This is a genomic window from Bhargavaea sp. GQ12 (assembly GCF_059758705.1).
The window spans coordinates 20,926-34,003 of sequence record NZ_JCAXEU010000010.1 but is presented as its reverse complement, the minus strand read 5'-3'; the positions used below and the strand labels follow the sequence as shown (position 1 = coordinate 34,003).

At 53.9% G+C, this 13,078-nt stretch carries 15 protein-coding genes; 4 read left to right on the top strand and 11 right to left on the bottom strand.

Annotated features, from left to right (window positions below):
- The first annotated feature begins 18 nt into the window (after positions 1–18).
- Positions 19–927, top strand: coding sequence for a hydroxymethylglutaryl-CoA lyase (locus tag AC6CHQ_RS10415; RefSeq protein ID WP_092048815.1), 909 nt, complete (start codon positions 19–21; stop codon positions 925–927).
- Between the two features lie 26 nt (positions 928–953).
- Entirely contained in the window at positions 954–1,919 is a 966-nt protein-coding gene (locus tag AC6CHQ_RS10410) for an alpha/beta hydrolase (protein ID WP_251240475.1), read from the top strand.
- Positions 1,920–2,255: 336 nt separating this feature from the next.
- On the opposite strand, the gene AC6CHQ_RS10405 is transcribed toward AC6CHQ_RS10410, so the two are convergent.
- The 6 genes from AC6CHQ_RS10405 to AC6CHQ_RS10380 all read right to left on the bottom strand — a co-directional run bounded on the left by AC6CHQ_RS10405 (position 2,256) and on the right by AC6CHQ_RS10380 (position 6,511).
- On the bottom strand, positions 2,256–2,477 hold the full coding sequence (locus AC6CHQ_RS10405) for a YneF family protein (RefSeq protein ID WP_092048818.1): 222 nt from the start codon (positions 2,475–2,477) through the stop codon (positions 2,256–2,258).
- A gap of 69 nt (positions 2,478–2,546) precedes the next feature.
- Positions 2,547–3,002: a hypothetical protein gene (locus tag AC6CHQ_RS10400; RefSeq protein ID WP_092048819.1), complete on the bottom strand. Its 456-nt coding sequence runs from the start codon at positions 3,000–3,002 to the stop codon at positions 2,547–2,549.
- A 158-nt stretch (positions 3,003–3,160) separates the two neighbouring features.
- Positions 3,161–5,158 (bottom strand): transketolase, encoded by a 1,998-nt coding sequence (gene tkt / locus AC6CHQ_RS10395; protein ID WP_498081520.1) that lies wholly within the window; start codon positions 5,156–5,158, stop codon positions 3,161–3,163.
- A gap of 92 nt (positions 5,159–5,250) precedes the next feature.
- Positions 5,251–5,484, bottom strand: a complete 234-nt coding sequence (locus tag AC6CHQ_RS10390) for a DUF896 domain-containing protein (RefSeq protein WP_092048824.1) — start codon at positions 5,482–5,484, stop codon at positions 5,251–5,253.
- A gap of 56 nt (positions 5,485–5,540) precedes the next feature.
- A complete protein-coding gene (locus tag AC6CHQ_RS10385) occupies positions 5,541–6,206 on the bottom strand; it encodes a YneB family resolvase-like protein (protein ID WP_349773661.1) in 666 nt (221 codons plus the stop codon).
- Entirely contained in the window at positions 6,203–6,511 is a 309-nt protein-coding gene (locus AC6CHQ_RS10380; protein ID WP_251240472.1) for a LysM peptidoglycan-binding domain-containing protein, read from the bottom strand. The genes AC6CHQ_RS10385 and AC6CHQ_RS10380 overlap by 4 nt, the downstream gene beginning before the upstream one ends.
- Before the next feature lie 168 nt (positions 6,512–6,679).
- Here AC6CHQ_RS10380 and lexA point away from each other — a divergent pair, with 168 nt between their 5' ends.
- Together lexA and AC6CHQ_RS10370 are read left to right on the top strand one after the other, a co-directional pair.
- Positions 6,680–7,297, top strand: a complete 618-nt coding sequence (gene lexA, locus AC6CHQ_RS10375) for a transcriptional repressor LexA (RefSeq protein WP_092048831.1) — start codon at positions 6,680–6,682, stop codon at positions 7,295–7,297.
- A 156-nt stretch (positions 7,298–7,453) separates the two neighbouring features.
- Positions 7,454–8,098, top strand: coding sequence for an SDR family oxidoreductase (locus AC6CHQ_RS10370; RefSeq protein WP_251240471.1), 645 nt, complete (start codon positions 7,454–7,456; stop codon positions 8,096–8,098).
- A gap of 54 nt (positions 8,099–8,152) precedes the next feature.
- On the opposite strand, the gene glnA is transcribed toward AC6CHQ_RS10370, so the two are convergent.
- The 5 genes from glnA to AC6CHQ_RS10345 form a co-directional block, all read right to left on the bottom strand.
- Positions 8,153–9,487, bottom strand: coding sequence for a type I glutamate--ammonia ligase (gene glnA / locus AC6CHQ_RS10365; RefSeq protein WP_092048835.1), 1,335 nt, complete (start codon positions 9,485–9,487; stop codon positions 8,153–8,155).
- A 12-nt stretch (positions 9,488–9,499) separates the two neighbouring features.
- Positions 9,500–10,759: a methionine gamma-lyase family protein gene (locus AC6CHQ_RS10360; protein ID WP_498081554.1), complete on the bottom strand. Its 1,260-nt coding sequence runs from the start codon at positions 10,757–10,759 to the stop codon at positions 9,500–9,502.
- Positions 10,760–10,924: 165 nt separating this feature from the next.
- Positions 10,925–11,167 carry an RNA chaperone Hfq gene (gene hfq / locus AC6CHQ_RS10355; protein WP_092048837.1) on the bottom strand — a complete coding sequence of 81 codons (243 nt, stop codon included), beginning with the start codon at positions 11,165–11,167 and terminating at the stop codon, positions 10,925–10,927.
- A 46-nt stretch (positions 11,168–11,213) separates the two neighbouring features.
- Positions 11,214–12,167, bottom strand: coding sequence for a tRNA (adenosine(37)-N6)-dimethylallyltransferase MiaA (gene miaA, locus AC6CHQ_RS10350; RefSeq protein WP_498081519.1), 954 nt, complete (start codon positions 12,165–12,167; stop codon positions 11,214–11,216).
- Positions 12,164–13,075, bottom strand: coding sequence for an alpha/beta fold hydrolase (locus AC6CHQ_RS10345; protein WP_498081518.1), 912 nt, complete (start codon positions 13,073–13,075; stop codon positions 12,164–12,166). Before AC6CHQ_RS10345 ends, miaA begins: the two co-directional genes overlap by 4 nt.
- Positions 13,076–13,078: the final 3 nt, after the last annotated feature.

The window sequence follows — 13,078 nt, the reverse complement described above, 5'->3', positions numbered from 1 at the left end:
ACAAGGAGGGGGTTTGTCATGTTAAGTCTACCAAAACAAGCAGTAATAATCGAGGTCGGCCCGAGGGACGGCCTTCAGAATGAAAAAAACCAGGTTCCGACGGAGGTGAAGCTCCGTTTCATCCGCGCCTTGCAGGATGCAGGCGTCAGTGAAATGGAACTCACGTCTTTCGTCTCTCCGAAATGGGTGCCGCAAATGGGGGATTCAGCGGATATCATGGCGGGGGCAGCGCGGACAGGCAGGCAGTTCGTGCTGGCGCCAAACGAGCGCGGTATCGATAATGCCAGGGCTGCCGGCGCCGCAAGCATCGCCGTGTTTGTCGGAGTCACGGATGCATTTAATAAGAAAAATATTAACAGGACGACCGAAGAAAGCATGGAACAGCTGGCTCCGCAAATCCGGAAAATGAAAGAGGACGGCCTGTTTGTGAGGGCCTGCATCTCGACCGCATTCCATTGTCCGTTTGAAGGACCTGTTGATCCCGAACGGACGCTCAGTCTGTGCAAACGGTTCGCTGAACTGGGGGCGGACGAACTGAGTGTGGCTGACACGATCGGTATGGCGACACCAGAAGAAAGTTACAACCTGTTCAGACGTCTAAAAGATGAGCTTCCGGAGATGCTGCTGACTGCACACTTCCACGACACGCGGAAAATGGCACTCGCCAACATCTTCGCGGCACTCCAGGCAGGTGTCGACAGATTTGATGCTTCTGCCGGAGGTCTCGGCGGATGTCCGTTTGCACCGGGCGCGACTGGTAATGTCGCAACCGAAGATGTTGTCAATATGCTGGAACGCATGGGCATTGAAACCGGTATTTCGGCTGACGGCATCTGCCGCGCTGTCGATGAAGTGGCGCCTCACGTTTCGCGCCCAATCGGCACGGGGATGTATACACTATATAAGAATGCACAACGTATGGGGTAACAGCCATACATGAAGGAGGCTATGCAATGGGGATAAGCACGAAGCGCTGGCTGACTGTCACCGGCATCATGACAGGCATTTCAGCTGCTGTCGGATCGGCGGTCGGCCTCCTTGCCACGAACCGGCTGATGTACATGAAGAAGAAAGAAGACGATGTGATCCTCCAGCGGGAAATTTCAGCAAAGCGCTTTGATGAGGGATGGTACAATGCCGTCAGCAAAACAGAGCGCTGGGTGAATTCCCCAAACGGCTACCGGCTAAAAGCCGTGTTGCTGGAACCGCTGGAAACCAGCCATTACGTCGTCATATCCCACGGCGTAACGGAAAATAAGATCAATTCGGTCAAGTATGCCCGGATGTTTGAACGGCTCGGCTTTAATTCCGTCATTTACGATCACCGCCGGCATGGGGATTCTGAGGGCCGTACGACCAGTTTCGGACATTATGAAAAGACAGATCTTGGTGCCGTCATCGATGAGCTCCGGAATTTTGTGGGACAAGAGGCGATCATCGGCGTTCATGGGGAATCCATGGGGGCGGCGACATCTCTCCTATACGCGGGCGGTGTCGGAGATGAAGCTGACTTCTACATAGCCGATTGCCCATTTTCTGACTTTACCGAGCAGGTCCTCCATATCTTGAGACGATCTACGCCGCTGCGGACCGGTTTCGCCATCCGGCTTGCCAATGTGTTCCTGAAAGTGCGGGACGGCTATACGCTGGACCTCGTCTCCCCGAGGCAGTCAGTCGCCAGCATCCATAGACCCGTGCTTTTCATCCACAGTCTGGAAGACGATTTTATCCTGCCGGAGATGACGAAGGAACTCTACGAACTGAAGCCGGAGCCCAAATCGATCCGGCTGTTTGAAAAAGGGGCGCATGCCCAGTCCTTTAATGAAAACACAGAGGAATACGAACAAACGGTCAGAGCGTTCCTCGAAGAACACGGGCTCTTCCCTTACGGTGACGACAGCCGATCGGGAATTGCCTGATCAGCGGCGGCTTCGGGATGGTGTACTTTCGCGGGAGTTTGGTGTACTTTCGCAGCAGCATAGTGTACTTTCGGCACTCGATAGTGTACTTTCGGCACTCGATAGTGTACTTTCGCGGCGTCTTGGTGTACTTTCGCGAATGTCCTGCTGAGGTGGCACTCCCGCTGCCGTTCGGCGCTTGAGATGTCCACGCTCACGCTCTGTTAATGATGTTTCACCGGAGCATATTCTTTTGCGATTCCTGAAAAAAATGAGCGTCACAGAAATTTCTCTGTGACGCTCATTTCTCTTTTTTCATTAATAAAAACGCCCTTCCTAAAGGAAAGGACGCTGTCATTATTTGTCGCTCATTTTGTTCATCTGTGCCAGCATTTGATTGATTTTCTTCTGGGAAGGTTTCATTCCCATTTGCATCATCAGCATGCGGAGCATCTGTTCGTTGATCGGCGGGTTCTCTTTCAGGTAATTCATCATATATCTGCGAGCGATGAAAAAGCCGAGAGCCACCCCGGCGAGCAACGCGACGATGAGCAGAACGATCCACCAAACGGTCGCCATTGTGGTTCCTCCTTCGTGCCATCAGTTTCACGGAATGTGCACCAAGGAGAAGTATACAACATTCCGGAATCAGATACTACTATTTCCGCACAATTGACGGCTCGTTCCGACACCATTTTCCCAGAATTTCACCGGCTTCAGCCAGCCGCACTCCCCGCTTCCCCCACGGACTGCAAAATACCCCCCGCTGAGACCTGACAACCCTGCGAACAGGTCAAGATCAAGCATTCTGGTTCCCTCGCAGCGGGCAGTCAGGCTGTAATCGCCGAAACCGATCCGGATCGTCCCTTTTACCGGATGATGGAGGCGGAGCAGGCCCCCCTCCCGCCCCACCTCGGGAAACCTCCTCCCCATCCGGTGCTTTAACTGGAGCATGACCCGGTCGGGATCCACCTCATGGCAAAGAAAGCGGACTTCCGGACTTTCTTCTCCTTCCACCGCCAGAAGTTCCTCCAGCATCCGTTCCCTTCCCAATACAAATGGCTGGTGGGCGTTTTTTACTTCATAAATAATGTATTCGCGCATGACTGCCACCCCTTTTTCAACATCATATCCCGGTATGCGGAAAAAAGATGTCAGAGTGCGGAGAAGAACCCCTCTAGTTTTGTCGAATTGTCCGGAGTTGGGCGTATGATAGAACCGACAAAAAGGAGGACATCCAAGCCGGATGTCCTCCTTTTTCATCAAAGCTGCTTAAAGCGGGATGTTACGTTTTCAGGCGTAAAGCCATATTCTTTCATGACCGTGCCACCCGGCGCGCTCGCACCGAATGTATCGATAGCAAGCACGTCGCCTTCGAATCCGGTGTACTTGTGCCACCCGAGGGAAGCACCCATCTCGATTGCGAGACGCTTCGTCACGGATTTCGGAAGCACCTCTTCTTTGTAAGAAGCTTCCTGTTCTTCGAAGCGGTCCCATGAAGGCATCGAAACGACCCGGACATGAACGCCCTCTTCCCGGAGTTGCTTTTGTGCTTCAACCGCAAGGCTGACCTCCGAACCTGTCGCAAGAAGGATTCCGTCAGGATTGCCTCCCTCCGCCTCGGATACGATATAGGCACCTTTTCTGACGCCTTCCATCGCACGCTCTGCCGAGTGTTCGAGGACCGGCAGATTCTGGCGGGAAAGCACGAGAACCGTCGGCTTGTTTTCAGATGAAACCGCGAGTTTCCAAGCGGCGGCCGTTTCGTTTCCGTCAGCCGGGCGGATTACAGACAGACCCGGCATTGCGCGAAGTGAAGCAAGGTGTTCAACCGGCTCGTGGGTCGGTCCGTCTTCACCGACAGCGATGCTGTCATGCGTGAACACGTAAGTGACCGGCACACCCATCAGTGCCGACAACCGGACCGCAGGACGCACATAATCGCTGAAGACGAAGAATGTGCCCCCGAATACGCGGAGTCCGCCGTGAAGGGCCATACCATTGAGCGCTGCACCCATCGCGAATTCACGGACGCCGAACCAGATGTTGCGGCCGTGGTAATTCTCCGGCAAGAAATCTCCTGCACCTTTGATCATCGTCTTGTTCGAACCTGCCAGGTCCGCGCTTCCGCCGAACAGGGTAGGAACGGCTGCAGCGAGGGCATTGATCATATCGCCTGAGGCGCTGCGTGTCGCAACCGATTTACCGGCCTCATAAGCCGGCAGGTTTTCCTCAAATCCTTCAGGAAGCTTGCCTTCAAGCGCAGCCTTTAGCTGAGCCGCTTCTTCCGGATAAGCTTCCTCATAGGATGCAAAGCGCTCATTCCATTGTTTCTCCGCCTGCTCGCCTTGCTGTTCCGCCGCTTTGCGGAATGTGTCATACACTTCTTCCGGCACATGGAAGTCTTCCTCGAATGTCCACTTGTAGTATTCCTTGACGAGCTTCATTTCGTCTTCGCCGAGAGGCGCGCCGTGGACATCCGCTTTACCGGATTTGTTCGGAGAACCGTAACCGATGATCGTCTTTACTTCGATGAGGGTCGGTCCGCCCGTGTTCCCCTTCGCTTCTTCAATGGCACTGGAAACTGCATCGATGTCGTTGCCGTCTCCGACACGAAGATAATTCCAACCATACGACTCGAAGCGCTTGCGGACATCCTCAGAAAAGCTCATGTCGAGTTCCCCGTCAAGGGAGATGTCGTTGCTGTCGTACAGCACGATCAGCTTGTCCAGCTTCAGGTGCCCTGCAAGGGAGATCGCCTCGGAGGCTACCCCTTCCATGAGGTCCCCATCCCCGCAAAGTGCGAAGGTATGGTGATCGACAATCTCATGGCCGTCCTTGTTGTACGTCGCGGCAAGATGGCGTTCCGCCATCGCCATGCCCACTGCCATGCCGATTCCCTGGCCGAGAGGGCCCGTGGTCGCTTCCACTCCGTCAGTGTGACCGTATTCGGGGTGGCCAGGTGTCTTGGAACCCCATTGGCGGAAATTCTTGATCTCTTCCATCGGCAGATCGTAACCGCCGAGATGAAGAAGGGAATACAAAAGCATCGAACCGTGTCCTGCGGAGAGGACAAAGCGGTCCCGGTTGAACCACTGCGGGTTCGAAGGGTTATGCTTCATGTGTTTGGTCCACAGGGTGTACGCCATTGGAGCGGCGCCCATCGGAAGTCCCGGGTGACCGGAATTCGCTTTCTCGATCGCATCGATGGACAGAGTCCGGATCGTGGTGATTGCAAGTGCATCGGCATGATTCGCCATCTTTCGACATCCTTTCACGAACAAGTAGTTGAATCTTTTTAAGTTTAGACGAGCCCGGCGGTCTTTACAACCGGATTCAGGCGAAGGCGATGTCAGTTCGGAAATTTGTTGTTTCTGAGCTGTTTTACTTTGTCCGGCGTAATGTCATTGCCCTCCGGGTCGATGACGGTTACGTTCTCGATTGTCTGCTTCATATTGGAACGGAAAACCCCCAAATATTCCTTGCGGAGCAATGTCTGTTCCTTCGCTTCTTCCATCGTCAGTCCGACAGTCTTTTTCTTATTCGCCAATTCATTGATACGGGCGAGCTTTTCGGGTGAAAGCATGAAATCTCCCCTTTCCATTTGTCCTAAACATAAGTAAAAAAAGAGACGAGCGCAACTCATTCGCTCGTCTGTTCTTCCTCGATATATTCTCTGTAGCGGCGATGTACCGTCGCCTTGCTGACATCATGGCCGAGTCCTCTAAGCGTGGAAGCGATCTCTTCGAATGTCAGGCCTTTCTGCCTGAGACTGACAATTTCCCCAAGCGGGACATCAATTCGTTCGCGGCCTTCGGGATTGCCCCGCTTTTTCAGATTCTGCTCAGGACGGTAGCCCTTTTCCACTGCCCGGCGCATGCCCCTGCGAATTTTCGCATTATGCATTTTCCTTTGATATTCCTCGACGATGGCCAATATCTCAAGCAGCATTGTGTCCATTTCATCCAGCGCTGCAGGACCTTTGTCCGTATATGTATAAGTGGATGCCCCTGCCTTCTGCAGAAGGTGCAGCACTGCCACACGGGCATTCCCGCGTCCGAGACGGGTCTCATCCTGGACAAGGACGATTTCCGCCTCACCCTCCCGCACATGGTCGATCAGGTCCAGGAGACCGTCCCGGTCCATATCGTAGCCGCTGTGCCGGTCTTTAAAAACCGAGGTCACCGTAAAGTCAAGCTCGTCCGCAAATGCCCGCAGCTCTTCCTCCTGACGCTCTAGTGACATGTCCTGGGACTCTTTCTCAGTGCTCACCCGGCAATATACAGCACATGTCCGGGCCCGCTTCACTCTCCCTCACCGGCCAGCTGTATATCATCGGAATACATCATTTTAGAGGGTACGAGAAGCGTCTCTCCGGCAAGGATCGTCGAATCATGTTTACCGTTCATCTTGAGCACTTCCTCTATCCATATGTCAGCCGGAAGCGAAGTTTCCGCTTTCTGATGCAGGGCGAACAGTGTATCGCCGGGATTCACTCGGATTTCGGCGGTCATTGCACGTTCCGGCTCTTCCTGTCCCGGCAGCATGGCGACTGAAACAATGGCGATGAGAAATAAGAATACAACGTAAGAATAATTGCGGATCAGGTTCATAAATGGCCCCTCCTAATAGAAATTCGAATGCTTGTTCGTATAATAACCCCATCGTAATGCGAACAGATGTTTTTGTCAAGCGGTTTTCTCGAACCTATGTTTGCATTTCATTGAGACGGCTGATATACTTGGAACTAGCTAATACGTTAAAAGAAGAGGTGAATCCGTTTGAAGAAAATGTCGAAAAGGCAGGAAGCCATCCTGACTTTCATCAAGGAAGAGGTCAGGTCGAAAGGCTATCCGCCTTCCGTCCGCGAAATAGGCGAGGCTGTCGGGCTCGCTTCCAGTTCGACGGTCCACGGCCATCTGGCCCGCCTGGAGAACAAGGGCCTCATCCGCCGTGACCCGACCAAACCCCGCGCTATTGAAATTCTTGAAACCGGCGACGCCATCCCTAAAGCGGATGTTCTTCAGGTCCCGGTCGTCGGGAAGGTTACAGCAGGCCAGCCAATTACAGCGGTCGAAAACATCGAAGAATATTTTCCTCTCCCCGATCAGTACGGCAGCTCGGACGACCAGCTGTTCATGCTGGAAATCATGGGCGAATCCATGATCGAGGCCGGCATCCTGAACGGTGACTATGTCGTCGTGCGCCAGCAGAGCACCGCGAATAACGGTGAAATCGTTGTCGCAATGACTGAAGAGGATGAGGCGACAGTCAAGCGCTTCTTCAAAGAAAGCGGGCATTTCCGCCTCCAGCCAGAAAACCCGTCGATGGATCCCATCATCGTCGACCAGGTATCCATCCTCGGTAAAGTTGTGGGCGTCTACCGCCATATCCAGTAAGATCCTGCAGGGTCGGATCATCATTCAGTCGGCACCGCTTTCCGGAAACGCGCTGCCGGCTTTTTTCATGTCTGCAGCCCGACGTCTTTCCATTGTCCCCTGCCCCTCCGTTCCGATATAGTGGACTCATTAGCATGAGAGGGGAGATGGATCATTTTGAACGTACTTGTCATCGGAGCAAACGGCAAGATCGGCAAGATGCTGGTGAAGCTTCTCGTTGAGAGCGGTGAGCATACACCGACCGCCATGATCAGAAAAAAAGAGCAGCAGGCAGTTTTCGAAAATATGGGAGCACGTACCGTCGTTGCCGATCTTGAAGGCAGCACTGCAGATCTGTCTTCGATAATGGCAGATATGGATGCTGTTGTGTTTACTGCGGGAAGCGGCGGGCATACCGGCCCTGACAAAACCTTGCTGATCGACCTGGATGGAGCCGCCAAGGCAATCGAAGCCGCCGGACAAAAGGGAGTCGGTCGTTTCCTGATGGTGAGCGCAATCGGTGCCGAGGACAGGGAACGCTGGTCTGACGCCATCCGTCCGTACTACGTGGCAAAGCACCACGCCGACAACATCCTCCGAGCGAGTGGCCTGGACTATACGATCGTCCGTCCCGGCCTGCTGCTGGATGAACCCGGAACAGGCCGGGTATCCGCTTCAGAACATCTGGAGCCGGGCGGCATTCCACGGGAAGATGTCGCCCATGCCGTCTTTGAAGCGCTGGACAAGGAGAATACCCGCAACCTTTCCTTCGAGCTAGTTTCAGGCGACACGCCGGTCAGGGAAGCCATAGAACAACTTTAAACAGAAAAGTGAGCGCAACCGATTAGGCTGCGCTCACTTTTTATCTGCGTGCAGTCAGTACATCTTCATGTACTGCTCCCGCTCCCACGGGTGGACTGTTGTGCGGAACATGTTCCATTCCGCTTCTTTTGTGTCCATGAAATTCTTGTAGATATGGCTGCCGAGGGCATTTTGGATGACCTTGTCGTCTGCAAGGGCGCCCAGCGCCTCTTTCAGGCTTGCCGGAAGGTCTTCGATGCCCATGCTCCGGCGTTCACGGAGGCTCATCTCATAGATGTTCTGGTCGACGGATTCCGGAGGCTCCATGCCGTTGCGGATTCCTTCGAGCCCGGCTCCGAGAAGGACAGCCATCGCCATGTACGGATTGGCTGTAGGGTCGACCGAACGCACTTCGACCCGTGTGCTCAATCCCCTCGAGGTCGGAATCCGGATAAGCGGACTGCGGTTCGTGCCCGACCACGCGACGTATACAGGTGCTTCATAGCCCGGCACCAGACGCTTGTAAGAGTTGACGGTAGGATTCGCGATGGCTGTAAAGCCATGCGCATGCTGCAGCAGGCCGGCCATAAACTGGTAAGCGGTTTGGCTCAGGCCCTCTTCTCCTTCAGGATCTTCGAAAACGTTCTCGCTTTCTTTGAATAGCGACATGTTGACATGCATCCCGGAACCTGCCACGCCGAACAGCGGCTTAGGCATGAACGTGGCATGAAGTCCATGTTTTCGGGCGATCGTCTTGACTACAAGCTTGAATGTCTGGATGTTGTCGCATGCCCGGATGGCGTCTGCGTATTTAAAATCGATCTCATGCTGGCCCGGGGCGTTCTCATGGTGCGATGCCTCAATCTCGAAGCCTAGCGCCTCAAGCTCAAGTACGATGTCCCTGCGGCAATTTTCGCCCAGATCGGTAGGTGCAAGGTCGAAGTAGCCGCCATAGTCGTTCAGTTCCAGGCTTGGTTCGCCGTTCATATCCAATTTGAAAAGGAAGAATTCCGGCTCAGGCCCGATATTGAACTTGGTAAAGCCCAGTTTTTCCATTTCTTTAAGCACCCGCTTCAGATTGCTTCGGGGATCCCCTTCGAATGGCGATCCGTCTGCGCGGTGAACATCGCAGATGAGCCGGGCGACTTTTCCGGATCCCGTATCCCACTGGAATACCGTCCACGTGTCCATGTCGGGAACCAGGAACATATCCGACTCCTCGATCCTAACGAACCCTTCAATCGACGACCCGTCAAACATCATCTTGTTGTCCAGCGCCTTGTCGATCTGGGAAACCGGAATCTCCACGTTCTTAATAGTCCCCAGGATATCAGTGAACTGCAGTCGGATAAAATTCACATTCTGTTTTTGTATGTCGCTTTTAATATCTTCCTTAGTAATTTTAGCCACGTTACCATCCTTTCAATTTTTAAGCAGGTTTTCTTTCATCAGCGCATCAAGCGCGCCAAGAATCGCGATCTGTACATGTTCGTATGTAAGACCGCCTTGGATATAAGCGGTATAGGGCGGGCGGATCGGGCCGTCCGCTGTCAATTCGATGCTCGAGCCCTGCACGAAGGTGCCGGCCGCCATGATGACATTATCCTCGTAGCCCGGCATGTACGACGGTTCCGGTGCAAAGTGGGCATTAACAGGTGAATGTGCCTGAATTTCCCGGCAGAAACGGATCATCTGTTCAGCATCATTGAAAGACACCGACTGGATGAGGTCCGTCCGGTCCGAAGTATAGTGCGGGGAAGTAGACATGCCCGCCGCTTCCAGCATCGCCGATGTGAAAATCGCACCCTTGACGGCCTGTGCCGTCACATGAGGAGCGAGGAAGAAGCCCTGATACATGTCGGGGAGCGTACCAAGCGACGCACCCGCCTCTGCTCCTATACCCGGAGAAGTCATCCGATAAGCACATTTTTCAATAAGATCTGCACGTCCAGCCAAATAGCCGCCGGTTTTGGCGAGACCTCCGCCGGGGTTTTTGATAAGTGAGCCTGCCATCAGGTCGACCCCCACCTCGGTCGGTTCTGCAGTCTCGACAAATTCTCCGTAGCAGTTATCAGTGAAAATGATCGCTTTTGGCGCAATCTCCCGGACCTTCTGCACCATCTCTCCGATCTGGCCGACTGTAAAACTCGGACGCAGGGAATATCCTTTCGAACGCTGGATGGCAATCATTGCCGTCTTTTCGGTTACGGCATCACTGACGGCATCGAAATCGACAGTTCCGTCCGGTTTCAGGTCGATATGGCGGTAGGAGATCCCATAATCACGGAGTGAGCCCGTGTCTTTCCCTTCCGGTCCCGAAACGATCGAGGCGAGCGTATCATAAGGTTCACCCGTGATATACAACAGTTCGTCCCCGGGTCGGAGCACCCCGAATAGGGCGATGGAAATGGCGTGGGTGCCCGAAATGATCTGGTTGCGGACAAGTGCCGATTCCGAACCGAAAGTTGAGGCATACACCCGCTCCAGTACCTCGCGCCCCTCGTCATCGTATCCATAGCCCGTCGATGGGTTCATATGATGGTCGGAAACCCGATTCTCCCTAAAAGCAGCAAGTACTTTTGCCTGGTTAAAGAGCGCGATGTCATCCGCCTTCTTCAGGAAGGGGGTAATTTTTTGCTCGGCATCCTTTTTCCAAGTACCGATTTGTCCTGTGATGTCCATGATGTTGTTCAAACGTCCTCTTTCCTCTCTGGTGCATAGTCATCCACCAGTATACCGCATTGCCGGACTGCTGCGGATAAAGACGAGGCATCGGCTTTCCGGTAAAAACAGCAGACAGGCTTCCGGGAAGCATCGCACATCTGCTTCCCGGAAGCCCGTCATTGTTCACACCGTTTCTGCTGATTCTTCCTTTGGCGCCAGATTGACCGGACGGGCGGGGACGAACGTGGAGATCGCATGCTTGTAGATCAGCTGCTGTTTTCCGTCCGTCTCCAGCAGCACTGTGAAGTTGTCATAGGACTTCACTTGCCCTTTTAGCTGAAAACCATTGGTCAGGAACACGGTTACGAAAATCCCGTTTTTGCGGATCTGGTTCAGGAACGTATCCTGGATGTTTGCTGACTTCATTGCACCTATTCCTCCGCTCTCTCTTTATGTTGGCATGGGCCTTGTCTTATGTATTCCTTTTCACCGACCCGAAATCCTTCATCATTGTAAGTATTTTTTCCGTATTCTGCCGTGTACCGTCCGATGCCTCAAGCCAGTGCACGTCCAGCTTGTTCCTGAAGTAGGTGAGCTGGCGCTTTGCATAGCGCCTCGTATTGCGTTTTGTCAGGTCAAGTGCCTGCTCCAGATCCGTCTCGCCATTCAGATAGGATGCAATCTCGCCATATCCGATTGCCTTCATGGACTGGCTGTCGCCGAACCCTGCATTCAAGAGTCGCAGGACTTCCTCTGTCCAGCCTTCCCGGATCATGAGGTCAACCCGTTGGTTGATCCGCTCGTATAAGATGTCCCGGTCCATTGCCAGGCCGATGATCAGATGGTCGTAAAGCGGCTCCGAGCCTTTGCTTCCTTCCGCCTCTTTTTTCGACTTGCCGGTGAGGGATGCAATCTCGATGGCGCGCAATACACGGCGCGTATTGTTTGGATGGATTTCCTTTGCAGCGGCAGGGTCCTGTTCCTTAAGGAGCTCATGAAGCCGGCCGGGCCCTTGTTCCTGCAGGATGTCCTCCAGCCGCTCCCTAAGAACCGGATCGTGTTTTTGCTCGGTGAACCGGAAATCGAACAGGACTGACTGGATGTAGAGGCCCGTGCCGCCTGCGATGATCGGAAGCTTACCTCTTGAACGGATTTCCGCAATTTTCTCACGGACAAGCCTCTGGTAGTCCGCCACTGAAAAATCGTCACCCGGACCCAAGATATCAAACAGATGGTGCGGAATGCCGTGCATCTCTTCAGGGGTGATTTTTGCCGTGCCGATATCCAGGCCGCGGTAGACCTGGAACGCGTCACCGTTAATGACTTCGCCGCCTGCCGCTTCCGCCAGGCTGACACTTAATGCGGTTTTTCCCGATGCCGTCGGGCCCACGATTGCCACCACTTCCGGGTACAAGCTACCGGTCATTGCAAGATCCACTCCCTGATAAATTCGGTGACGCGGCCTTTTTTCGGCGAATGCAGAATCTCATGGCGGCCATCATCCACAAGATAAACGGTGACATTTTCGATCCCGTTTTCCGAATACTGGCGGGCGACATTCCAGATACCCGCCCCGCTCTTGCCGACCGGATCCTGCGCACCCGAAATCAGCAGAATCGGCAAGCCTGCAGGCGTTCTGGCAACTTCACGGTCTTTATGGATCAGGTCAAGCCCGTCGAACAGATCCGAAAAAAATCCCGTGGTCGAAACAAACCCGGATTCTTCATCGTCCAAGTACGCCCTGACTTCCTCGGCATCATCCGTCAGCCAGTCAAATGGCGTCTCCGCATCGGGAAACTGAAGGTTATAGCCACCGAACGTCAGAGAGTTCAATAACTGGTTCGGCTCTTTTTCCATTCCCGCGGCACTGAATGCCCTCGCAACCAGTCGCCCCGCCATGATGGCAGGGCCGGGATGATCGCCCGAGCCCATGAAGACGGCCCGGTCCAAAGTATCCCCGTAGCGCTGTGTATAGCGCCTTGCCACAAAAGAACCCATGCTATGCCCGAATATCGTGAAGACGGGGGATGGCCGGTTTTGGCGGATCAGGGAAACGACTTCATAGACGTCCTGCACAACCCGTTCAAATCCGTCTTCCTCAGCGAAATACCCCCTGATGCCGTTTAGCCGTTCCGTCCTCCCGTGGCCGCGGTGGTCATGACCGCTGACAATGAAGCCGGCCTTCCTTAACTCTTCTCCAAACTCTTCGTATCTGCCGATGTGTTCGGCCATTCCATGTAGCAGGTGTATATGGCCCTTTGGCCGCCCTTCCGGCTCAGCTACAAACGCACTGACCATATGGCCGTCAGTCGTTTGGATGGTCAATCTCTCCACTCG

Excerpts from the sequence above, each read along its gene's own strand:
- AC6CHQ_RS10415 (WP_092048815.1), top strand. The coding sequence starts at position 19 with ATGTTAAGTCTACCAAAACAAGCAGTAATAATCGAGGTCGGCCCGAGG.
- AC6CHQ_RS10410 (WP_251240475.1), top strand. The coding sequence starts at position 954 with ATGGGGATAAGCACGAAGCGCTGGCTGACTGTCACCGGCATCATGACA.
- AC6CHQ_RS10405 (WP_092048818.1), bottom strand. The coding sequence starts at position 2,477 with ATGGCGACCGTTTGGTGGATCGTTCTGCTCATCGTCGCGTTGCTCGCC.
- AC6CHQ_RS10400 (WP_092048819.1), bottom strand. The coding sequence starts at position 3,002 with ATGCGCGAATACATTATTTATGAAGTAAAAAACGCCCACCAGCCATTT.
- tkt (WP_498081520.1), bottom strand. The coding sequence starts at position 5,158 with ATGGCGAATCATGCCGATGCACTTGCAATCACCACGATCCGGACTCTG.
- AC6CHQ_RS10390 (WP_092048824.1), bottom strand. The coding sequence starts at position 5,484 with ATGCTTTCACCCGAAAAGCTCGCCCGTATCAATGAATTGGCGAATAAG.
- AC6CHQ_RS10380 (WP_251240472.1), bottom strand. The coding sequence starts at position 6,511 with ATGAACCTGATCCGCAATTATTCTTACGTTGTATTCTTATTTCTCATC.
- AC6CHQ_RS10360 (WP_498081554.1), bottom strand. The coding sequence starts at position 10,759 with ATGGACATCACAGGACAAATCGGTACTTGGAAAAAGGATGCCGAGCAA.
- hfq (WP_092048837.1), bottom strand. The coding sequence starts at position 11,167 with ATGAAGTCAGCAAACATCCAGGATACGTTCCTGAACCAGATCCGCAAA.
- miaA (WP_498081519.1), bottom strand. The coding sequence starts at position 12,167 with ATGACCGGTAGCTTGTACCCGGAAGTGGTGGCAATCGTGGGCCCGACG.